Source organism: Pseudomonas sp. IT-P12 (assembly GCF_949767465.1).
Taxonomy (GTDB): domain Bacteria; phylum Pseudomonadota; class Gammaproteobacteria; order Pseudomonadales; family Pseudomonadaceae; genus Aquipseudomonas.
In genome coordinates this window covers 711455-732212 of record NZ_CATKPY010000021.1, presented here as the reverse complement: position 1 = coordinate 732212, position 20758 = coordinate 711455, and the positions used below count along the sequence as shown (strand labels likewise).

General features: G+C 55.4%; 18 protein-coding genes. 14 read left to right on the top strand and 4 right to left on the bottom strand.

Annotated features, from left to right (window positions below; genetic code table 11):
- Window positions 1–37: 37 nt before the first annotated feature.
- The 7 genes from ACM6IM_RS12360 (at window position 38) to ACM6IM_RS12330 (ending at window position 6591) form a co-directional block, all read left to right on the top strand.
- Entirely contained in the window at window positions 38–736 is a 699-nt protein-coding gene (locus ACM6IM_RS12360; protein WP_414865267.1) for a WbqC family protein, read from the top strand.
- A 2-nt stretch (window positions 737–738) separates the two neighbouring features.
- Window positions 739–1701, top strand: a complete 963-nt coding sequence (locus ACM6IM_RS12355) for a hypothetical protein (RefSeq protein ID WP_414865266.1) — start codon at window positions 739–741, stop codon at window positions 1699–1701.
- Between the two features lie 4 nt (window positions 1702–1705).
- Window positions 1706–2665 (top strand): hypothetical protein, encoded by a 960-nt coding sequence (locus ACM6IM_RS12350; RefSeq protein ID WP_414865265.1) that lies wholly within the window; start codon window positions 1706–1708, stop codon window positions 2663–2665.
- A complete protein-coding gene (locus tag ACM6IM_RS12345) occupies window positions 2662–3885 on the top strand; it encodes a GNAT family N-acetyltransferase (RefSeq protein WP_414865264.1) in 1224 nt (407 codons plus the stop codon). Before ACM6IM_RS12350 ends, ACM6IM_RS12345 begins: the two co-directional genes overlap by 4 nt.
- 899 nt (window positions 3886–4784) lie before the next feature.
- Window positions 4785–5702 (top strand): glycosyltransferase family 2 protein, encoded by a 918-nt coding sequence (locus ACM6IM_RS12340; protein WP_414865263.1) that lies wholly within the window; start codon window positions 4785–4787, stop codon window positions 5700–5702.
- A 25-nt stretch (window positions 5703–5727) separates the two neighbouring features.
- A complete protein-coding gene (locus ACM6IM_RS12335; protein WP_414865262.1) occupies window positions 5728–6123 on the top strand; it encodes a GtrA family protein in 396 nt (131 codons plus the stop codon).
- A gap of 132 nt (window positions 6124–6255) precedes the next feature.
- Window positions 6256–6591, top strand: coding sequence for a ComEA family DNA-binding protein (locus tag ACM6IM_RS12330; RefSeq protein WP_414865261.1), 336 nt, complete (start codon window positions 6256–6258; stop codon window positions 6589–6591).
- Window positions 6592–6644: 53 nt separating this feature from the next.
- Here ACM6IM_RS12330 and ACM6IM_RS12325 read toward each other — a convergent pair whose 3' ends face one another.
- Window positions 6645–7922, bottom strand: a complete 1278-nt coding sequence (locus ACM6IM_RS12325; protein WP_414865260.1) for a Wzz/FepE/Etk N-terminal domain-containing protein — start codon at window positions 7920–7922, stop codon at window positions 6645–6647.
- A gap of 466 nt (window positions 7923–8388) precedes the next feature.
- On the opposite strand from ACM6IM_RS12325, the gene ACM6IM_RS12320 reads away from it, so the two are divergent.
- Together ACM6IM_RS12320 and fabF are read left to right on the top strand one after the other, a co-directional pair.
- A complete protein-coding gene (locus ACM6IM_RS12320; protein WP_414865259.1) occupies window positions 8389–9183 on the top strand; it encodes an SDR family NAD(P)-dependent oxidoreductase in 795 nt (264 codons plus the stop codon).
- 28 nt (window positions 9184–9211) lie between these two features.
- A complete protein-coding gene (gene fabF, locus ACM6IM_RS12315) occupies window positions 9212–10486 on the top strand; it encodes a beta-ketoacyl-ACP synthase II (RefSeq protein WP_414865258.1) in 1275 nt (424 codons plus the stop codon).
- Between the two features lie 10 nt (window positions 10487–10496).
- On the opposite strand, the gene ACM6IM_RS12310 is transcribed toward fabF, so the two are convergent.
- From ACM6IM_RS12310 to eat, 3 genes are all read right to left on the bottom strand, one after another.
- Window positions 10497–11054, bottom strand: a complete 558-nt coding sequence (locus ACM6IM_RS12310; protein ID WP_414865257.1) for a TetR/AcrR family transcriptional regulator — start codon at window positions 11052–11054, stop codon at window positions 10497–10499.
- A gap of 292 nt (window positions 11055–11346) precedes the next feature.
- The gene (locus tag ACM6IM_RS12305; RefSeq protein ID WP_192301969.1) at window positions 11347–11514 is read right to left on the bottom strand and encodes a DUF2897 family protein; all 168 of its coding nucleotides are present in this window, start codon (window positions 11512–11514) and stop codon (window positions 11347–11349) included.
- A gap of 125 nt (window positions 11515–11639) precedes the next feature.
- Window positions 11640–13004 (bottom strand): ethanolamine permease, encoded by a 1365-nt coding sequence (gene eat, locus ACM6IM_RS12300; RefSeq protein ID WP_192301965.1) that lies wholly within the window; start codon window positions 13002–13004, stop codon window positions 11640–11642.
- A 384-nt stretch (window positions 13005–13388) separates the two neighbouring features.
- On the opposite strand from eat, the gene kdpF reads away from it, so the two are divergent.
- The 5 genes from kdpF to ACM6IM_RS12275 all read left to right on the top strand — a co-directional run bounded on the left by kdpF (window position 13389) and on the right by ACM6IM_RS12275 (window position 20714).
- Window positions 13389–13478, top strand: a complete 90-nt coding sequence (gene kdpF / locus ACM6IM_RS12295; protein ID WP_007899818.1) for a K(+)-transporting ATPase subunit F — start codon at window positions 13389–13391, stop codon at window positions 13476–13478.
- 8 nt (window positions 13479–13486) lie between these two features.
- The gene (kdpA, locus tag ACM6IM_RS12290) at window positions 13487–15181 is read left to right on the top strand and encodes a potassium-transporting ATPase subunit KdpA (protein WP_201189541.1); all 1695 of its coding nucleotides are present in this window, start codon (window positions 13487–13489) and stop codon (window positions 15179–15181) included.
- 10 nt (window positions 15182–15191) lie between these two features.
- Complete coding sequence (kdpB, locus tag ACM6IM_RS12285; RefSeq protein ID WP_414865256.1) at window positions 15192–17249, top strand: potassium-transporting ATPase subunit KdpB; 2058 nt, start codon at window positions 15192–15194, stop codon at window positions 17247–17249.
- A gap of 135 nt (window positions 17250–17384) precedes the next feature.
- Window positions 17385–17930 (top strand): potassium-transporting ATPase subunit KdpC, encoded by a 546-nt coding sequence (gene kdpC, locus ACM6IM_RS12280; protein ID WP_192301962.1) that lies wholly within the window; start codon window positions 17385–17387, stop codon window positions 17928–17930.
- Window positions 17931–18062: 132 nt separating this feature from the next.
- Window positions 18063–20714: a DUF4118 domain-containing protein gene (locus ACM6IM_RS12275; protein ID WP_414865255.1), complete on the top strand. Its 2652-nt coding sequence runs from the start codon at window positions 18063–18065 to the stop codon at window positions 20712–20714.
- Window positions 20715–20758 lie beyond the last annotated feature (44 nt).

Below are 20758 nucleotides of genomic sequence, written 5' to 3'. Positions count from 1 at the left end.
ATCATCAAAATTTCCATAAGCGTTACGGTATAAGCCAATGAAGCTTGCCATAATGCAACCTTATTTTCTTCCTTATATTGGGTATTTCCAACTAATAGCCGCTGTTGATGATTTTATTGTTTATGATAATATAAAATATACAAAAAAAGGTTGGATTAATCGAAATCGTATGCTTGTGAACGGTCAGGATTCTGTATTCTCGCTACCGATAAAAAAAGCATCCGATTCGCTTGATGTGAGAGCGCGATGCCTGGCGGATGATTTTTCGCCGGATAAATTATTGGCTCAGTTCAAAGGTGCGTACAGTCGTGCGCCTTTTTTCTTAGATACATTTTCGTTGCTCGAATCAATTTTGCTCAACGATGAGCGTAATTTGTTTGATTACATCTTCGCTTCCATTGTGCAAATTTGTAAGCACTTGGGTATCAAAACAAAAATTCATATTTCATCGGCTATCGACATTGATCATCAACTCAAGGGGCAGGAAAAGGTCCTAGAACTTTGCAAGGCCATGGGGGCAGCAACTTATATAAATACGTCCGGAGGAATGGCGCTTTATTCCCCTGATGATTTTGGCAATAGAGGTGTAGACCTTAAATTTATTAAGTCAACGTCGCTTGAATACCCTCAGCTTGGTTTGCCGTTTATTCCCTGGCTTTCAATTATAGATGTGCTGATGTTTAATTCTCCCGATAAAGTTCGCGAGTATATTTTCACTCACTATGAGTTAATCTGATCATGTTCCAGTGGAAGAAATTAGGAAAAGTATTCACACCCCAAGAAGTTAGCGACCGTCCCTGGTTAAAGGAGTTTGCACAAGCTCCTGCTACCTTGGTATTTGATGACATTGTACGTGTATACTTTTCTTGTCGTCCGCCGGCGGATTCAGAAGGTAAGTATGTAAGTTATTCCGCGTACGTCGACCTTGACCGTAATGATTTATTTTCAGTGAGGGATGTGGCCAAGCATCCAATACTTGGTTTAGGTGCGTTGGGTGAATTTGATGAGTTCGGTACCTATCCCGTTTCGGTAGCAAGGGATGGCGGATGTGTACGAGCCTATTACGCTGGCTGGACACGGTGTGAGTCTGTTCCGTTCAACGTAGCCATCGGTTGTGCGATCAGTCACGACGACGGCGTAACCTTTAAAAAATTGGGAAATGGGCCGGTACTAAGCTATACACCCGACGAGCCTTTTGTACTCAGCGGCCCTAAAATTCGTAAGTTCAATAATAAGTGGTATTTGTTCTATATTGCGGGCCGTAAGTGGAAACTGGTCGATGGGCGGGCTGAACCAGTTTATAAAATTCGAATGGCTACGTCAGTAGATGGGTTGAATTGGAATAAGTGCAACAGGGACTTAATTTCGAGCAGAGTTGAAGAGGATGAGGCCCAGGCAAGCCCTGACGTGTTTTATGCTAATGGAAAATACCACATGTTTTTTTGCTATCGCTACAGCGCAAACTATCGAGGGAAGCAGAACGGTTATCGAATTGGGTATGCGTCGAGTTTCGATCTTATAGATTGGGTACGTGATGACAGCAAAGCGGGGATAGATGTGTCAGAGGCGGGATGGGATTCTGAAATGATCAGTTATCCGCATGTATTCGATTTGGATGGAAAAACCTATATGGCTTATCTTGGGGATCAGGTAGGCCGTAATGGGTTTGGTTTAGCCGTACTTGACGGTCGTCTGGAGTAAATCGATGAAGTGGCTAAAACTTGGAAAGATCTTCGATCCTTCACAGCACTCTTTGCCTAATGACTGCGTGCAATTCGCCCAGTCACCCCAAGTATTGCTATTTGATAGTTTTGCACGCATCTATTTTTCAACAAGATCAGTTGATGTAACTAATGGTAAATATTTAAGCCATATAGCTTATGTCGATATGAAGAAAGATTTTTCCGAAACTATCAGGGTGTCTGAGAAGACGGTGATACCACTTGGTGAGTTAGGGTGTTTCGACGAACACGGTATTTTTCCAATGAATGTATTGCGGCACGGTAATACAGTTTTTGGTTATACTTGTGGTTGGAATCGGCGATCGTCAGTATCGGTTGATACAGCGATTGGCTTGGCTATTAGTCATGATGACGGAAATACCTTTGAGCGTATAGGAAATGGACCTGTATTAGCAGCTTCTCTACACGAACCTTGTTTAGTTGGTGACGGGTTTGTGAAGGTTATCAATGGCGTTTTTCATATGTGGTATATCTTTGGCACAGGATGGAAGAAATATGCATCTGATGTAGCCCCGGATCGCACCTATAAAATTGGCCATGCGACCTCGATGGATGGCATTGAGTGGGTCAAGGAAGAGTCACGGCAGATCATATCGGATCGGCTCGGGGCGGATGAAAGCCAAGCGCTGCCCACAGTGGTCGAGATTGCCGGGCGTTATCATATGTTTTTCTGTTATCGTGAATCATTTGATTTCCGCAAGGGTAAAGGTCGCGGTTATCGCATTGGTCACGCTTGGTCGGAAGATCTGCTAGGCTGGACGCGTGACGACGATAGTCCACTGCTCGAGGGGACGCCAGGAGAATGGGACAGTGATATGCAGTGTTATCCCCATGTGTTCAAATGCGACGAAAAGGTATACATGCTCTATAATGGCAACGAATTCGGTCGTCACGGCTTCGGCTTGGCTGTGTTAGAAGTATGAGTCTGGCACTCGAAATTAGTTTAAACCGCGCTAGTGTAAGTCAGATAGCGACTCAACTTCTAGCCTGCGACAAGTTCTTTGTTCCACCATTGAGTGGGCGCGCAGATATTGCCTGTTATGCGGAGAAGCTCATCGACAAGTCAGTCCGATTTGAAGGTTGGGTAAAGGGCGAACTTGTCGGGCTGGTGGCCATCTATTTGAACAATGAGGCGGCCTCAGCTTACATAACCAACGTCAGCGTTCTTCCGGAGTTCGGTGGGCAGGGCGTAGCCTCTCAACTCATTCTGCACTGCATCGAACATCTATGTAAGCTGGGGTGCACACGCCTTGAGCTAGAGGTAGGCGAGAATAATATTGCGGCCATGCGTCTATATGAAAAGCATGGATTTAAAATTACGAAGAAGGACGCCCATTCGGCGATCATGTGTATGACAATGAAAAATGAAAATAAAATGGAAACGCAACGCGATTACAATGTCGAGATAAAGGATACTGCCGATCACCAGTACGCCTACAGCTTTGACTTTGACGTTATGCATCCCTATATGATTCGCTCGTTTGAGCCATTTTTCAGGTTGGGTAGCCTACTTGAGCTAGGTAGTTTTAAAGGTGACTTCACTCGGCGCTTTCTTGAACACTTTGATGACGTCACTTGTGTCGAGGCGTCTGATTTAGCTATCAAAGAGGCTCAGCATAAACTCGGCGACAAAGTTAATTTTATTCATTCGCTTTTCGAAAATGCTAGCCTGCCAAAAAAGTACGACAATATCGTGCTTACTCACGTTCTTGAGCATCTTGATGATCCTGTACGCGTGCTCAAGCGAGTGAACGATGAATGGCTGGCAGAAGGTGGGCGTTTTTTTCTGGTTTGTCCAAATGCCAACGCTCCTTCGCGGCAGATTGCCGTGAAAATGGGGCTGATTTCGCACAACTCAGCGGTAACTAAAGCAGAGTTGGAACATGGTCACCGTTGCACCTATTCGCTTGATACATTGGAGCGGGATGCGGTAGCTGCGGGCCTCAAGGTGGTGCATCGGTCTGGTATTTTCTTCAAAGCACTGGCTAACTTCCAATGGGACAAATTGCTCAATACAGATATCATCTCAAAAGAATATTTAGAAGGTTGTTATGCGCTTGGTCAGCATTACCCTGATTTATGCTCCAGCATCTTTTTGATGTGCGAAAAAGGAGATTCTCGTCAGTCGGACAGTTCATTATAAAAATAATATATGCACTTCCCTTCCAAGCCAAAGGCAGGACAGCATGCTGGGCCTAAGGAAGGCTAATTAAATGATGTACGGAAATCTTGTGCGATCTTTTCCTTTATACGTATTGGAGAATATGTTCTTTTTTGCACTTTCTGTCGTGCTATGGGGCGCCAGTAAAGGCTTTGGATTTGGAGATGAAGGTATTTATCTTCTAGCATCGAGATATCCTGAAGGAATTCAACAGAATGTCTCGGCTATATCTGTTTTTACTGGGTACCTATTTGCCATCGCCAACGATAATCCTGTTACGTATAGAATCATTGGCGTTGTTCTGGTTTTGTTGTCAACGATCATTTTTTGGAACGGATTCCAAAGGCTGTTGATTAAGCTAGTTCCTGAGCTATTGGGTGTTAAATATTTTAGACTTTACTCGCTTTTTTTTTTGTTGGTCGGCGCGATTCTACACTATCAGTGCTCTTATCTTAATTCAATTTACTATACGTTAACCGCAATTGTAGTAAGTTTGTTTTCCGGGCTGATTTTTTTTAGGTCTATCACATCAGGAAGTTACTCTGCGTCGAGTTTAATTAGCTGCTTTTTTTTCGGCAGGTGTAGTTTTCGGGCTGACTCTTTTTTAAGTTTCCCACTGCTCTCCCCATGCTGGTTGCGGACGTTTTCTAATGCTGATCGTGTAAAAAAGTCGTTTGTTCTACTAGACCTAGATTCTCTGGTTGATATACAGTCAATCTTGGGTAGTGTTGGAATTAATTTTCCACAAGACTATGTGGTTTTGACTAGAGTGGATGGCCTTGGGAAAAGCTTTACACTTTATAAGCCAAATAGTATATAAGGTTTTTAAAGCTTAAGCAGACTGCGCTAGGGCTTTTCGTTAATATTAGAGGCATGTTTGAATGAAAATTTCTTTTGTGATTCCGGTCTACCACAATGAGGGCGCTATCTCCAAAACCTATGAAAAACTTACTTCCATGTTCGCGAGGGATCTACCGGAACATGAGTATGAAGTAGTGTTTGTCGACGATGGCTCAAAAGATGGATCGTTACGTGAGATTTTGGAGTTAAGAGACAGAGACCCCCAAGTCAAAGGTGTTACGTTTACACGTAATTTTGGCCAAATGGCGGCGATGTTAGCGGGATTCAAAGAGGCTTCCGGGGATGCAATTATCAATATATCGGCGGATATGCAAGATCCGGTCGAATTGATTCCTCAGATGATAGAAAAATGGCAGACCGGTTCTGAGATTGTTATTTGTCATCGAACCGATCGATCTGATTCCTTTCTTTCTAAAATTTACTCTCGGTTGGCATATGGTGTCCTGCGGATGGCACTTCCACAGATTCCACCAGGAGGGTTCGACTTCGTACTGATGGACAGAAAAGTCATGGATGTTTTCAACGCCATTGATGTACGGCACAGATTTTTCCAGGGTGATTTGTTGTGGACGGGATATCGTACCAGTTTCATTCCTTATGTCAGACTGAAACGTACGATCGGTAAGTCCCAATATAATTTCTCCAAGAAGTTGAAAAATTTCCTTGATGCTGTTTTAGATGCTTCTTATCTTCCAATAAGATTTATATCGCTAGCGGGTATCTTTACGTCGTTTCTTGGTATGCTTTATAGTGTAAGTATTGTTATAAGTTGGGCGCGCGGTGAGACGCCGTTTTCGGGTTGGGCGCCGATTATGATAGCTATTTTGTTGGTGGGTGGTTTAATAATGCTGATGCTTGGTGTTATTGGTGAGTATATTTGGCGTATTAACGAAGAGGTCAGGAAACGTCCTAATTATGTGATCAGGGATAAATTTTAATAGTCTTAAGTAGGCAGTAATTTTGGTGAAGCTCCTTAAACTTGAATTTTCGAAATTTACTCTCGTAGGGGGAGTAAATTTCGTTTTTACCTTTGTTTTGTTTTATCTGAGTGTTAGGGTGTGGAAGATAAATTATCTTATCTCGCTAATTCTCGTCTCATTGATTGGAATGGTTCTTACTTATTCTCTTAATTATCTATGGGTGTTTAAACCACGGGATAAATTTGATTTCAAGGTGAGGTTTTTCAAGTATATATTTTCTGGATTTTTATCGATTGGTTTGAATGTTTTGGCACTTCATTTTCTGGTGTCAAAAACGGGTTTCGACCCTTTCTATGTTCAGATTGCACTTATTCCGTTTATCGTGGTATTCAACTTTTCTACGGCTAAATTTTGGTCGTTGCGTCAGAGGAGCGAATGAGCATTTGGAATTTGGCCGCTTTTGTTTAATATTCTGCAATACCCTCCCTTTTGACAAATGCGCTCCATCACCTAAATTTGAGAAAGCAGCTTCGGAAAGCTGCTTTCTCAATCGCTGTCATGGAGCTTCATCATGCGTACTGGCTACTTTTACTCTCTGGTTTTTGCCCTGCTCACCACCACGTCTTTTGCCGCAAATGCGGTGCCTGCGCTCAACGCAGAGGGTAGCAATGCGCCTCTTGTCCTGGAAATCGCACCTAAGACTCAACCCGACAAAGTCGATTTGAATACGGCAGATGCATCTACCTTGCAGCGTGAATTGTCCGGAATAGGGGAATCTAAGGCCAAAGCCATTATTGCTTATCGGGAGACTAACGGGCCTTTTGCTTCGGTGGACGAGTTGCTAGAAGTCAAGGGAATCGGCAAGGCGATATTGGATAAAAATCGCGAGAAAATTGAGGCTAATTAAGCCGAAGAGCATGATAGAGGGCCGGAGTTTCCGGCCTCTTATCTGGATGTTAACTAGTCTTTTCTATATCGGTCAGAAAGTCCCCGACTCAACGCTAGCGCACCACCTAGAACGAACCCTAAAAAAAGGCCAAGACTAACGATGAGACCTTTCCTTGGCCTTATAGGCGCCAGAGGCTCAGACGCAGGTTTATCCACCCGGACCAATTGCAATTGTTCAAAATTAATCGCCAGATTTTTCAACCTTGCAAGGTCAGCACGGCTATCTCTAATGCCCTTGATGAATAATTCCGGGGCTTCTCGATTTTTCAATGCGCCGACTTCGCGGTTGCTGGCCAGAAGGTTGAGTTCTTTCTGGATCTGATCGATACGGGGCTCAGTAAAGTCATCGGAGCGACGGGCAGCCAAAGCGGAACGTTCCGCTTGTAGAGCCAGTTGTCCCATGAAGTAAAGCGGAATGTGCTGGTTGTTGACTTCGGTGCGAATCGTGTTGCCTGCCTGGTTGTTATCGAATTGGGCTAAGGATGAGGGAGTAGAGGGTTTGGAGATCCCCAACTGCTTCGCAATGGTGATGGCCTCATCGAGTTCCTTGATACGATTTTGTCTTCGAGTCTGTACCTGCTTGCGCAGCGCCTCCATTTCGTCTTGCAGGTTTCTTTTTTTGATTTCGTCCTGTTCAAGAAGTTTGGCGATGTCCGCATTTGTATTGACTTCATAAGATACTTTATAGAAGTCGATGTCTTTTTCTATCTTTTCAATTCTATTGCTAATCAAGGTTTTCAGGTTTTCTTCTATCTTGTTTTTTTCGTTTTCAATAATGAAGCTTGTAAAACTGTTTACGATTCCGACGCCATCAATGCCTTTCGGGTACGTAAAGGTAAGCTCAATGGAATCTGTCAGGCTTGAGCTTTTTGTGGAATCGATTTGTTTTAGAGTAAAGGCGCTATTTTCTTTGAAAGTTTCAAAAGCCTTTTCGATGGGTGCATCGACAGCTTCAAATGGCGCAAGGTATTTCGTGTGCCCCATAAGAAATTTCAGTTGCGCGTCATATGATTCCATGGCTGAGCCAACGCTCTGCAATGATTCCAGTGGACTCATTTTATAGAGTCCGGATCCATTCAGTTCGTCGAGATCCGCTATGCCGACGGGTCTGATGGATGTGCTGATTTGATACACCGGACTGGCGAGCAATACATAGGTCAGTGCTGAAAAAAGTCCAATGCTGGAAAACAGGAGTACGGTGACTCGCTGTTTCCAGACACATCTTAATATTTCAGTGATTTCTATTTCTTCGAATTTACTGTCATGCGGTGTTGGTGCGGGAGTACTCATCGCTGGCTCTGTATGCAGGGAATATCTCTAAGTGTTGTAGGAATATTCGCTATAATGGTTAAAACTAAAAAATTAACTTGCAATTTGATTTTTACTTATTTGGTATTTCTCTGCAAGCGTGAATAACTTAATGAATGTCTTGTGGGGTTTTTAACAGTTATTGCAACGATCTTTTTAATAAGAACAAGGTGGGTCTCATCGCTACGCGCGGGCCAGGCACGCATCCAATACGCTCTGCACGCATCCATCGACTACGCTCTTTCCGATAGGTTTTCGTTGGGTGAGCCGTGTATTTCTGGCGGCCACAGGGCGGAAACGGTGTCGACCGCAAACGCATTGAGCGGCCCATTTGTCGTCGCGGAAAATTATGCTTGTAATATCGCAATAGATTATGCGTATAATTTTTAGATCAGCTGATTTTCCTGTGGCACGCCAACACGCTTTCAATCATCTACGGAGCATCGTCATGACCACCACTCAACCCCAAGGCACAGCCCTCATCACCGGCGCCTCCTCAGGCATCGGCGCCATCTATGCCGACCGTCTGGCTGCGCGCGGTTTCGATTTGTTGCTGGTTGCTCGGGATCTGGAGCGGCTGGAGGCGGCAGCGGCAAAGCTGCGCACTGCGCACGGCATTCAGGTCGAGGTGCTCAAGGCCGACCTGACTCAAAAAGACGACGTATTGAAACTTGAGCAGCGTTTGCGCAGCGACTCCAGTCTCAGCTTGCTGGTGAATAACGCTGGTGTGGCTGCCGATGGCCTGCTGGCCAATGCTGACCTGGATCAACTCGAGAAGCTCATCCAGCTCAATGTCACCACGGTTACGCGCCTTGCCTCGGCGGCGGCTGCCGGTTTTGCCAAGGCGGGGCGGGGAACGATCATCAACATTGCCTCGGTGGTGGCGCTGTTCCCCGAACGCTTCAACGCCACTTACAGCGCGAGTAAGGCTTACGTTTTGAGCCTGACCCAATCGTTGAGCGCAGAACTGGAGGGCACCGGGGTCAAGGTGCAGGCGGTGCTGCCGGGGGTGACGCGCACCGAGATCTGGGAGCGTTCCGGCATCGACGCGAGCCAGATTCCGGCGGACATGGTCATGGAGGCAGGGGAGATGGTCGATGCTGCCATGTCGGGTCTGGACCAGGGTGAGTTGGTCACCATTCCTTCGTTGCCTGATGCCGGTGACTGGAATGCCTTTGTTGCGGCACGCCATGTGATGGCGCCCAACCTTTCCAAAAGCCGGGCCGCGGCGCGCTATAAGTGATGTATTCAGAAACGGAGGATGTTGCGGTATGAATGACCGTCGAATAGTAGTTACGGGCATGGGCCTGGTGTCGCCGTTAGGCAGTGGTGTCGAAGCGGTGTGGTCGCGCCTGTTGGCTGGGCAGTCCGGTATCAGGAACCTGCCGGATGACGTCGTGGCCGATCTGGCGGCGAAGGTCGGCGGTTCGGTGCCCACGGTGGCCGATGACGCCGAAGCAGGTTTCGACCCGGACCTGGCAACGCCGCCGAAGGAACAGAAGAAGATGGACCGCTTCATCATGTTTGCGATGGAAGCGGCTCGCCAGGCCATCGAACAGGCCGGCTGGCACGCGCCAACGCCTGAGGCGCAGCAACGCACGGCCACCATCATCGGTTCGGGGGTGGGTGGGTTTGGCGCGATTGCCGATGCGGTGCGCACCACGGACAGTCGCGGGCCTCGGCGATTGTCGCCGTTCACCATCCCTTCGTTCCTGGTCAATCTGGCTGCCGGTCATGTATCGATCCAGCACGGTTTCAAGGGACCGCTGGGCGCTCCGGTCACGGCGTGCGCAGCGGGAGTGCAGGCAATTGGCGATGCGGCGCGCTTGATTCGGTGTGGCGAAGCGGATATCGCGCTGTGCGGCGGCGCGGAAGCGGCGATCGATCGTGTCAGCCTCGCCGGGTTTGCCGCTGCTCGCGCCTTGTCCAGCGGTTTCAATGACACGCCGGAGCGCGCCTCTCGCCCGTTCGACCGCGACCGTGATGGTTTCGTCATGGGCGAGGGCGCGGGCCTTCTGGTGATCGAATCGCTGGAGCATGCCTTGGCCCGTGGGGCGAAGCCTTTGGCGGAGTTGGTCGGTTACGGCACCAGCGCCGACGCCTATCATCTGACTGCCGGCCCCGAGGATGGCAGCGGTGCACGGCGGGCGATGTCGCTGGCATTGGCGCAGGCCGGGATCGAGGCGAAGCAGGTTCAGCACCTCAACGCTCACGCCACATCGACGCCGGTCGGGGATCTGGGGGAGTTGGCGGCGATCAAGTCGTTGTTCGGTACAGACAACGGCATTGCGGTGACATCCACCAAGTCGGCTACCGGTCACTTGCTGGGGGCAGCCGGGGGGATCGAGGCGATTTTCACGCTGTTGGCGATTCGTGACCAGATCGTGCCGGCCACGCTCAACCTGGAAAACCCGGACCCGGCCGCACAGGGCGTGGACATTGTCCATGGTCAGGCGCGACCGCTGGCGATCGAGTATGCGCTGTCCAACGGCTTCGGTTTCGGTGGGGTGAATGCCAGTGTGTTGTTCAAGCGCTGGCAGGGTTAGTCCCGTGGTTTCAGCCCTCGTGTTGCTTGAGCCGCTCGCGAGTGACATCGAGCATCCGTCGAGCCAGCTCGGGACACTCGACACTGCGCGACAACAATAACGCTCCGACCAGCGCAGACATGATAAAGATGCTCTGGTCGGCGGCGTTCTCACCTTCAAGGGTGCTTTCTATCTGCTCAAGTCGAGCCCTGAGCACCGCATCAGAGGTCGGACTGGGCTGCCCACGCAGGCCAAGCTCCGATGACATGGTCGGCAGTGGGCATCCTTTATGGGGTGATGCCTGGTGCCATTCGGACAGATAAGTGTCGATAAACGCCTCAAGTGGGCGATCTCCAGCGAACAGTTCGGCACAGACGACGTTCACTTCGTCTCCGGCCGCCTGCAGTGCCTTTTCCACCAGTTCGTCCTTGGACTTGAAGTGCGAATAGAAGCCACCGTGGGTCAGGCCCAGGGCTTTCATCAGGGGTTGCAGGCCTGTCGCGCCAATTCCGTCACGGCGAAATCGTGCTGAGGCTTCCTTGATAATGCGTTGATGAGTCTGGGCTTTATGGTTCTGCGAGTAACGCATCTGTAATCTCCGCAACGGTGAACCATATTAACCATTGAAAATGAGATGGTGACTGTACTTCTACAGCTGAAAAGCATGCAGATGCGTCCAACGCGTTGAATGAACCGACACGAAAGTGGCCCGATACGCAGGACGCGCCGTCGCCTGGTCAGGGTGGCGTTCTATCGGCTCGAGGGAAGGTCGTGCGCAGGCTTGAGCCAGCAGGCAAGCGCTGGGCGGGAGGGACACGCGTTATTCTGGATAACCATCGAGAGCAGGCTCGCTCCCGCAGATTGTGCGGGAGTGAAGCCATTCACTGATCCTGCGCATCCTTGGCGTCCGCCTGCGCATTACGTTCGGCCACTCGCTTGCGTTGCTCATCGGTCAGTTCGACCTTGTTGGCGGTGTCGCGCAGCATCATCAAACCGCCGACGATCGAGCCAATTGCAACGACCAGAATCAACCAGGCATACCAGGGCATGGGAATCTCCTTGAGAGCAGGCGGGTTGGCAGGTTTTGCCAACCCATCGTGCTTACCACTTTGAGCGATTCATCTTCGCAGTGGTTCCATTCTATGCCTGTTCTGCCTGCAACACCTGATGCCTGTCAGAGTCCGGTCAACATCGCATCCGCCGGCGCATCCGCCCGCAATTGCCCGGTCAGCATGAAGTACAGGAAACCCACGGCCATGAAACCCAGGAAAATCAGGCCGATCAGCGCATTGAACCAGGCCATCGCCACCAGGCACACCACCGCCAGCAACAGGGCAATGAACGGCAGCAGGGGGTAGCAGGGCGCGCGGAAGGTGCGCTCCAGGTTGGGTTCGGTTTTGCGCAGCTTGAACAGGCTGAGCATGCTCATGATGTACATCACGATGGCGCCGAACACCGCCATGGTGATCATCGCTGCGGTCAGCGTCATGCCGCCCAGGTTGATCAGGCCGTCGCTGTAGATGGCGGCGATACCCACCACGCCACCGGCGATGATTGCCCGATGCGGCGTCTGGAACCGTGACAGCTTGGCCAGGGACGCGGGCAGGTAACCGGCGCGGGCGAGGGCGAAGAACTGGCGTGAGTAGCCGAGGATGATCCCGTGGAAACTGGCCACCAGGCCGAACAGGCCGATCCACACCAGCATGTGCAGCCAGCCGGAGTTATCGCCGACCACGGTTTTCATCGCTTGCGGCAGCGGGTCGTTGATGTTCGACAGGGTGCGCCAGTCGCCGACGCCGCCGGCAAAGAACATCACTCCCATGGCGAGCAGCACCAGGGTCAGGATGCCGCTGATGTAAGCCTTGGGAATCGTGCGTTTGGGGTCCTTGGCTTCTTCGGCGGCCATGGCGGCGCCTTCGATGGCGAGGAAGAACCAGATCGCGAACGGAATCGCCGCAAACATCCCGGCAATCGCCGGCGCGCCGAACACATCGGAGCCCGCCCAGCCATTGAGGGCGAAGTTGCTGAAACTGAAAGCCGGGGCGACCACGCCCATGAACACCAGCAGTTCGGCTACGGCGAGGACACAGACCACCAGTTCGAAGGTGGCGGCGAGTTTGACCCCGAGAATGTTCAGGCCCATGAACACGATGTAGGCGCCGACCGCTGCGTGTTTGGGGTCGAGCGCCGGAAACTGCACGTTCAGGTAGGCGCCGATGGCCAGGGCGATGGCCGGCGGGGCGAAGACGAATTCGATCAGCGTCGCCAGCCCGGCGATCAACCCGCCTTTCTCGCCGAAGGCCCGGCGGCTGTAGGCAAACGGGCCGCCGGCGTGGGGAATGGCGGTGGTCAGTTCGGTGAAACTGAAGATGAAGCAGGTGTACATCGTGGCGACCATCAGGGACGTCACCAGAAACCCGAGCGTGCCCGCCACGCCCCAGCCGTAACTCCAGCCGAAATACTCGCCGGAAATTACCAGCCCGACCGCGATGCCCCACAGGTGCAGCGTGCCCAGCGTGGGTTTGAGTTGTGTGTTCATGCGTTTCTCCCTGGACGGTTGGAAAGCTCGGCAGAGGGCGTGTGCAGTGGACGTGCCATTGTTCAGAAGCATGTCGTAAAGTCTTGAAACAATGTCGTATCGGGGATGTTCGCTGCTCGATGTCAGCGTTTTGTGCATCAGTTGAGGGCGTTGTTGTCTGTCATGCCGCCTTCGCGAGCAAGTTCTCTCTGACAGAGGGACGCATTCCACAGTGGGTGCGAGCCTGCTGGCGAAGAGGACCGCCAACCCCCCTGTAACAAAGGCATAAACCCACTCTTTACACTTTCTTTATGCCCTGCCATCCCCCTCGATCTCGTTCCTTTACAGCCTTCCTTCCGACAATGACTCCACACGCGGCAATACGCCGTTACACGGAGAACTTCCATGAGCGTTCTGGACGGAGTGTCACTGCTGCTGGCAGTGGGGCTGTTCATTTATCTGTTGGTTGCGCTGTTGCGCGCGGACCGGAACTAGGAGCGGCTATGCACAGTTATGATTATTGGCTGATCCTGGCCTTCTTCGCCGTGGTGCTGATTCCAGCACCGTTTCTCGGGCGCTTCTATTACAAGGTCATGGAAGGCCAGCGCACCTGGCTGACGCCGATCCTCGGTCCGGTCGAACGGGGCTGCTATCGGGTGGCCGGCGTCGATCCGCAGGCTGAACAGAGTTGGCAGAAGTACACGCTGGCCTTGCTCGCCTTCAACCTGGCGGGCTTCCTGTTGTTGTTCGCGATCCTGTTGTTCCAGGATCACTTGCCGCTCAACCCGCAGAACCTGCCGGGACAGGAGTGGACGCTGGCGTTCAACACCGCCATCAGCTTCATGACCAACACCAACTGGCAGGCCTACAGCGGCGAAGCCTCGCTGAGCTACCTCAGTCAGATGGCCGGGCTTACCGTGCAGAACTTCGTCAGTGCCGCCACCGGCCTGGCGGTGCTGGTTGCCTTGTGTCGCGGGATCGGGCGCAAATCGGCCCAGACCCTGGGCAATTTCTGGGTCGACATGACCCGCGCCACGCTCTACGGCCTGCTGCCGCTGTGCTTGTTGCTGGCCTTGTACCTGGTCTGGCAGGGCGTGCCACAAACCTTCGCCCAGTACGTCAATGCCGTGACGATGCAGGGTGTCGACCAGGTCATCCCGCTCGGCCCGGCGGCCAGCCAGATTGCGATCAAGCAATTGGGGACCAATGGCGGCGGCTTCTTCGGGGTCAACTCGGCGCATCCGTTCGAGAACCCGACGGCGTGGAGCAACCTGTTCGAGGTGGCGTCGATCATCCTGATCCCGGTGGCCCTGGTGTTCACCTTCGGCCACTACGTCAAGGACCTGCGCCAGAGCCGCGCAATCATTGCCTGCATGCTCGCGCTGTTCCTGATCGGCGGCGCGACGGCGCTGTGGGCCGAGTACCAGCCGAACCCGGCCCTCAACAACGTTGCCGTCGAACAGACCGCACCGCTGGAAGGCAAGGAAGCGCGCTTCGGCACCACCGCCACCGTGCTGTGGTCGGTGACGACGACGGCGGCCTCCAACGGTTCGGTCAACGCCATGCATGACAGTCTCAACCCGCTGAGCGGCATGGTCGCGCTGGTCAACATGATGGTCGGCGAAGTGATCTTCGGCGGTGTCGGCGCCGGGCTCTACGGCATGTTGCTCAACGTGTTGATCGCGGTGTTTCTCGCCGGCCTGATGATCGGCCGCACCCCGGAATACCTCGGCAAGAAGCTGCAAGCCAGGGAAGTGCAATTGCTGGTCGTGACCCTGCTGGTGATGCCGGTGGGCGTGCTGGTACTGGGCGCGATAGCCGCGAGCCTGCCTGGACCTGTGGCATCGGTGAGCAACCCGGGGGCGCACGGTTTCAGCCAGCTGCTTTACGCCTACACCTCGGCCAGTGCCAACAACGGCTCGGCGTTCGGTGGCTTTGGCGCCAACACCGCGTTCCACAACCTGATGCTGGGCCTGGGCATGTTGATCGGTCGCTTCGGTTACATCCTGCCGGTACTGGCACTCGCCGGTAGCCTGGCGATGAAGAAAACCGCGCCGATCGGCCAGAACAGCTTCCCGACCCACGGCGCGCTGTTCGTGACCTTGTTGACCGTGACCATCTTGCTGGTGGGCGGCCTGACTTTCCTGCCGACGCTGGCGCTGGGTCCTATCGCTGAACATCTGAGCATGGGCTTCTAAGGAGTTATCGATGAATATGCCCGCAACCAAACCGGTCGCCGTCAAAGCCCCGGAACAACCGAAAACCGCGATCTCCGCTTTGTGGCGTCCGGCGCTGGTGCAAGCCTTCGTCAAGCTCGACCCACGGCAATTGCAGCGCGCACCGGTGATGCTGGTGGTTGAGTTGACCGCCGTACTGACCACCGTGCTGTGCTTCATTCCCGACAGCGTGGTGCCGACCTTCGTCGCTGCACAGATCGCGCTGTGGCTGTGGTTCACCGTGCTCTTCGCCAACTTTGCCGAAGCCTTGGCAGAGGGGCGCGGCAAGGCCCGCGCCGACAGCCTCAAGGCTGGTAGCGAAGGCTTGAGCGCCCGTCGCAAGACCGCCAATGGCGCCTTTGAAGTGATCCCCGCCGCCCGTTTGCGCAAGGGTGACGTGGTGCGTGTCGAGGCCGGGGAAATGATCCCCGGTGATGGCGAGGTCATCGAAGGGATCGCGGCGGTCAACGAGGCGGCGATTACCGGTGAGTCCGCGCCCGTGATCCGCGAATCCGGCGGCGACCGCTCCGCGGTGACCGGCAACACCCGGCTGGTCTCCGACTGGCTGCTGGTGCGCATCACCGCCAACCCTGGCGAGTCGACCCTGGACCGCATGATCGCGTTGGTCGAAGGTGCCAAGCGCCAGAAGACCCCGAATGAAGTGGCACTCGATATCCTGCTGATCGGCTTGACCCTGATCTTCCTGCTGGTGGTCGTGACCCTGCAACCGTACGCCCACTTCGCCAACGGCAGCTTGCCGCTGGTGTTCCTGGTGGCGTTATTGGTCACGCTGATTCCGACTACCATTGGTGGCCTGCTGTCCGCCATCGGGATTGCCGGGATGGACCGTCTGGTGCGCCTGAACGTGATCGCCAAATCCGGCCGCGCCGTGGAAGCAGCAGGGGACGTGCATGTCCTGCTGCTGGACAAGACCGGCACCATCACCTTCGGTAACCGTCGTTGCTCCGCGATTTATGCGGCGCCTGGCGTGACCCCCCGGGAGCTGGCCGAAGGTGCGCTGTTCGCGTCGCTGGCCGATGAAACGGCAGAAGGCAAATCCATCGTCGAATACCTGCGTGGGCTGCACCCGCAGGCCGAGCCGGCCAGCGACATGCTGACAGCCGTTCCATTCAGCGCCGAAACCCGCCTGTCCGGGGTCGACTATCAGGGTCGCGTCTATCGCAAGGGGGCCGTGGATTCGTTGCTGGCGTTCGTCGGCCAGAAACGCACTGACCTCGCGCCAGCCCTGTCCCGTGAAATCGACAAGATTGCCCAGAGCGGCGGCACGCCGTTGCTGGTGTGCGCAGACGGCAAACTGCTGGGGGCGATCCACCTCAAGGACGTGGTCAAGCCCGGCATTCGTGAACGTTTCGCCGAGCTGCGCAAGCTGGGGATCCGTACGGTCATGGTCACCGGCGACAACCCGTTGACCGCAGCGGCAATCGCCGCTGAAGCGGGCGTCGATGACGTGCTGGCCGAAGCCACACCGGAGAAAAAACTGGCGCGCATTCGCCATGAGCAGAATGACGGTCGGCTGGTCGCCATGTGCGGCGACGGTGCCAACGACGCCCCGGCCCTGGCGCAGGCGGATGTCGGCATGGCCATGAACGACGGTACGCAAGCGGCACGCGAGGCGGCGAACATGGTCGACCTCGACAGCGACCCGACCAAGCTGCTGGACGTGGTGCAGATCGGCAAGGAGTTGCTGGTGACCCGAGGTGCGCTGACGACGTTCTCCATCGCCAACGACGTGGCCAAGTACTTCGCGATCCTGCCGGCCTTGTTCGCCTCGATCTATCCGCAACTGGGCGTGCTCAACATCATGCATTTGAGCAGCCCGCAGAGCGCGATTCTGTCGGCCATCGTGTTCAACGCCCTGATCATCGTGGTGCTGATTCCACTGGCCTTGCGCGGAGTGCGCGTGCAGGCGGCGAGCGCGGCGGCGCTGTTGCGACGCAATCTGCTGATCTATGGCCTGGGCGGGATTCTGGTGCCGTTCGTGGGCATCAAGGCGATCGACATGCTGCTCACGGCCTTGCACCTGGTTTAACGACCGACCTTACCCATGTGGGAGCGGCCCGCTCGCGAAAGCGGTCCATGATCGACCTCTCTTCAGGATGTCAACCCGTCGGGCAGGCTCGCTCCCACAACGTGCTGTGTTTTCCTGCGATTCGAGGATTTTGAAATGTCCACAATGATACGTCCGGCCTTGAGCCTGCTGGTGCTGATGACCCTGATGACCGGTGTTGCCTACCCCCTGGTGGTCACCGGCGTCGCCCAGGTCGCGTTCCCCGATCAGGCCAACGGCAGCCTGGTGCGCGACGCCGATGGCAAGGTGCGTGGCTCATCGCTGATTGCTCAGGATTTTGTCGGTGATGCCTGGTTCCATCCGCGGCCGTCCGCCGGTGCGTTTGCCACCGTGTCGAGCAGCGCGAGCAACCTGTCCCCGAGCAACCCGGCGCTGGCCACCCGGGTATTCGACGATGCCAACAAACTGCAGGTGCCGGGGCAGGGGCCGGTGCCACTGGCGATGCTGACCACTTCGGGCAGTGGCCTCGATCCACACTTGCCACCGGCGGCGATTGCCTATCAACTGGCGCGTGTCGCGGCGGCGCGGAATGTGCCGGTGTCGACCCTGCAGCAGCTGTTGGAAGCGCATATCGAGCAGCCGCTGGTGGGGCCACCGGTCGTGAATGTGTTGGCGCTGAACATCGCGCTGGAAAAGCTGTAGATCGGTGGCGCGCGCCATCGCGAGCAGGCTCGCTCCCACCTGTTGGAACGTGATTCCTCGTGGGAGCGAGCTTGCTTGCGATGACGGCCTCTGGAACACCCCATCACTACCTGGAAAAAGAGAGTTTCAAGCATGAGCAACTCCGGCCGCGCCGACGCCCTGTTAGCAGACCTTCCCCGCGACGGCCGTGGTCGGCTCAAGGTGTTCCTGGGGGCCGCGCCCGGCGTCGGCAAGACCTACGCCATGCTGCAAGCGGCGCATACCCAGTTGCGCCAGGGTGTGAAAGTCATCGCCGGCGTCGTCGAGACCCACGGCCGTGCGGAAACCGAAGCGCTGCTCGGTGGCTTGCCGCAACAGCCATTGGTGCGCTCCGAATACCGTGGCGTGATGCTCGAGGAAATGGACCTCGACGGCCTGCTCGCCGCCCGACCGAAACTGGTGCTGGTGGACGAGCTGGCCCACAGTAACGCGCCCGGCAGTCGCCACGCCAAACGCTGGCAGGACATCCAGGAGCTGCTCGCCGCCGGCATCGACGTGTTCACCACGGTCAACGTCCAGCACCTGGAAAGCCTCAACGATCAGGTGCGCGGCATCACCGGTGTGCAGGTCCGCGAAACCCTGCCGGACTGGGTGCTGCAGGAAGCCTACGAACTGCTGCTGATCGACCTGCCGCCGCGAGAACTGCTCGAGCGTCTGCGCGACGGCAAGGTCTACGTGCCGGAGCAGGCGCGGGCGGCCATTGATGCTTTCTTCACCCAGACCAACCTCACCGCGCTGCGTGAATTGGCGATGCAGACGGCAGCGGCCCAGGTCGATAACGATCTGGCCCAGGGCTATCGACAGCTTGGCCAGGCGGCCCCTGCGGTGCGCGGTCGCTTGCTGGTGGGCGTCGATGGCGATGACCAGGCCGAGCGCCTGGTGCGCCATGCCAGTCGCGTTGCCCAGCGTCGGCATCTGCCGTGGAGCTTGGTGCATGTGGATAACGGCAGTGTGCGCGACGAGCAATCGCGCCTGCGCCTGCAAAGTGCCCAGCAACTGGCTGAGCGCCTGGGCGGCGAAGTGGTGTTGTTGCGCGCCGGCGAAGTGGCGAAAACCCTGATTCAACACGCCGCCGAACGCCGCGCCAGCCTGGTGCTGGTCGGGCAGTCGCGGCAGCGCTGGCGGCGACGGGTGTTCGGCGGGGGGCTGGCGTCACGCTTGCTGCGCGATGCACGCGGACTGGAAATCAACGTCCTGGACAGCGATCACCCCCAGCATCAACCCCGCCAGCGCTCGACCCGCTCGCTGGTGTGGTTCGACTATGCGCTGGCGGTGGTCGCAACGCTGTTGGCCAGTGCCCTGGCCTGGGCCGTGGCGAGTGTCCTGCCGTTGCCGAACATTTCGCTGGTGTTCCTCGCGGCCGTGTTGCTGGTGGCGGTGCGCAGCAGCCTCGGCCCGGCGCTGGTCTGCGCGGCACTGTCGTTTCTGACCTACGATTTCCTGTTCATACCGCCGAATTTTTCCTTCAGCATCCAGCGCGAAGAAGACGTGCTGACCTTGCTGTTTTTCCTGCTGATGGCGGCACTCACGGGCAACCTCGCGGCACGTCAACGCCGGCAGTTGCAGGCGTTACGCGACACCCAGGAAGAGACCAGCGAACTGCTCGACCTGTCGCGCAAACTCACCGCCGCCACTGACCGCCAGGCGGTGGTCAGCGCCGCAGCGCAACACCTCGACGGCTGGAGCGATTTGCAGGTGTGCCTGCTCAATCGTGACGGTCAGGCCGGTTGGAAAGTCGAGACCGGTGGGCCGCTGGAATTCACCGAGGCCGAGCGTGCCGCCGCCGACTGGGCCTGGCAACACGACCAACCGGCGGGCGCCGGCACCGGCACCCTGCCGTTCGGGCGTTGGTGGTGGTGGCCGCTGTCCGTGGACGACGGGCCGCTGGCGCTGCTCGGTGTCTGCGCCAGAGAGGGCCAGGTCTTGAGCGGTCAGCGTCGGCGCCTGCTGACCGCGCTGAGCCAGCCCCTGGCCCAGGCTTTGGCCCGTGCACAATTGGCTGAGGACCTTGAGGCGGCACGTCTGCACGGTGAAACCGAACAACTGCGCAGCGCCTTGCTGGCCTCGGTGTCCCACGACCTGCGCACGCCGCTGACCGCCATGCGCGGCAGTATCGACAGCCTGTTGGCGCTGGGCGAAGCGATCCCGCTGGAAGACCGCCGTGAGCTGCTCGAAGGCACGCGCGATGAGGCTGAACGACTGGATCGCTACATCCAGAACCTGCTGGACATGACCCGCCTCGGTCATGGCGCATTGAAGCTGGCGCGCGATTGGGTGTCACCGGCCGACATTGTCGGCAGTTCGCTCAATCGCCTGCGTGCGGTGCTGGCGCCGTTGCAGGTCAGCACCGAAGTCCCGGCGCAATTGCCCCTGCTGTTCGTCCATGCGGCGCTGATCGAGCAGGCACTGGTCAATGTGCTGGAAAACGCCGCGCGCTTTTCCCCCCTTCATGGACGGCTGCAATTGCGCGCCGGCGTGGATCGCAACGAGCTGTTTTTTGCGGTCAGTGATGAAGGGCCGGGGATTCCCGAGGCGGAACGGTCGAAGATTTTCGACATGTTCTACACCGCCGCACGTGGTGATCGGGGCGGGCAGGGCACCGGGCTGGGGCTGGCGATCTGTCAGGGCATGGTCGGCGCCCATGGCGGACGCATCAGTGTCGGCGACGGCATCGACGGGCGTGGCACCTGCATCACACTGCACTTGCCTTTGCAGGAACAGCCTGCCGAAGAAAGCGAGAGCTGAGCAATGAACGTGAAGCCTGATACCCTTGGCCATTCTCCATCCCG

Bases quoted from the DNA above. Each gene is read 5' to 3' on its own strand.
- ACM6IM_RS12360 (WP_414865267.1), top strand. From the start codon at position 38: ATGAAGCTTGCCATAATGCAACCTTATTTTCTTCCTTATATTGGGTAT.
- ACM6IM_RS12355 (WP_414865266.1), top strand. From the start codon at position 739: ATGTTCCAGTGGAAGAAATTAGGAAAAGTATTCACACCCCAAGAAGTT.
- ACM6IM_RS12350 (WP_414865265.1), top strand. From the start codon at position 1,706: ATGAAGTGGCTAAAACTTGGAAAGATCTTCGATCCTTCACAGCACTCT.
- ACM6IM_RS12345 (WP_414865264.1), top strand. From the start codon at position 2,662: ATGAGTCTGGCACTCGAAATTAGTTTAAACCGCGCTAGTGTAAGTCAG.
- ACM6IM_RS12340 (WP_414865263.1), top strand. From the start codon at position 4,785: ATGAAAATTTCTTTTGTGATTCCGGTCTACCACAATGAGGGCGCTATC.
- ACM6IM_RS12330 (WP_414865261.1), top strand. From the start codon at position 6,256: ATGCGTACTGGCTACTTTTACTCTCTGGTTTTTGCCCTGCTCACCACC.
- ACM6IM_RS12325 (WP_414865260.1), bottom strand. From the start codon at position 7,922: ATGAGTACTCCCGCACCAACACCGCATGACAGTAAATTCGAAGAAATA.
- ACM6IM_RS12320 (WP_414865259.1), top strand. From the start codon at position 8,389: ATGACCACCACTCAACCCCAAGGCACAGCCCTCATCACCGGCGCCTCC.
- fabF (WP_414865258.1), top strand. From the start codon at position 9,212: ATGAATGACCGTCGAATAGTAGTTACGGGCATGGGCCTGGTGTCGCCG.
- ACM6IM_RS12310 (WP_414865257.1), bottom strand. From the start codon at position 11,054: ATGCGTTACTCGCAGAACCATAAAGCCCAGACTCATCAACGCATTATC.
- ACM6IM_RS12305 (WP_192301969.1), bottom strand. From the start codon at position 11,514: ATGCCCTGGTATGCCTGGTTGATTCTGGTCGTTGCAATTGGCTCGATC.
- eat (WP_192301965.1), bottom strand. From the start codon at position 13,004: ATGAACACACAACTCAAACCCACGCTGGGCACGCTGCACCTGTGGGGC.
- kdpF (WP_007899818.1), top strand. From the start codon at position 13,389: ATGAGCGTTCTGGACGGAGTGTCACTGCTGCTGGCAGTGGGGCTGTTC.
- kdpA (WP_201189541.1), top strand. From the start codon at position 13,487: ATGCACAGTTATGATTATTGGCTGATCCTGGCCTTCTTCGCCGTGGTG.
- kdpB (WP_414865256.1), top strand. From the start codon at position 15,192: ATGAATATGCCCGCAACCAAACCGGTCGCCGTCAAAGCCCCGGAACAA.
- kdpC (WP_192301962.1), top strand. From the start codon at position 17,385: ATGTCCACAATGATACGTCCGGCCTTGAGCCTGCTGGTGCTGATGACC.
- ACM6IM_RS12275 (WP_414865255.1), top strand. From the start codon at position 18,063: ATGAGCAACTCCGGCCGCGCCGACGCCCTGTTAGCAGACCTTCCCCGC.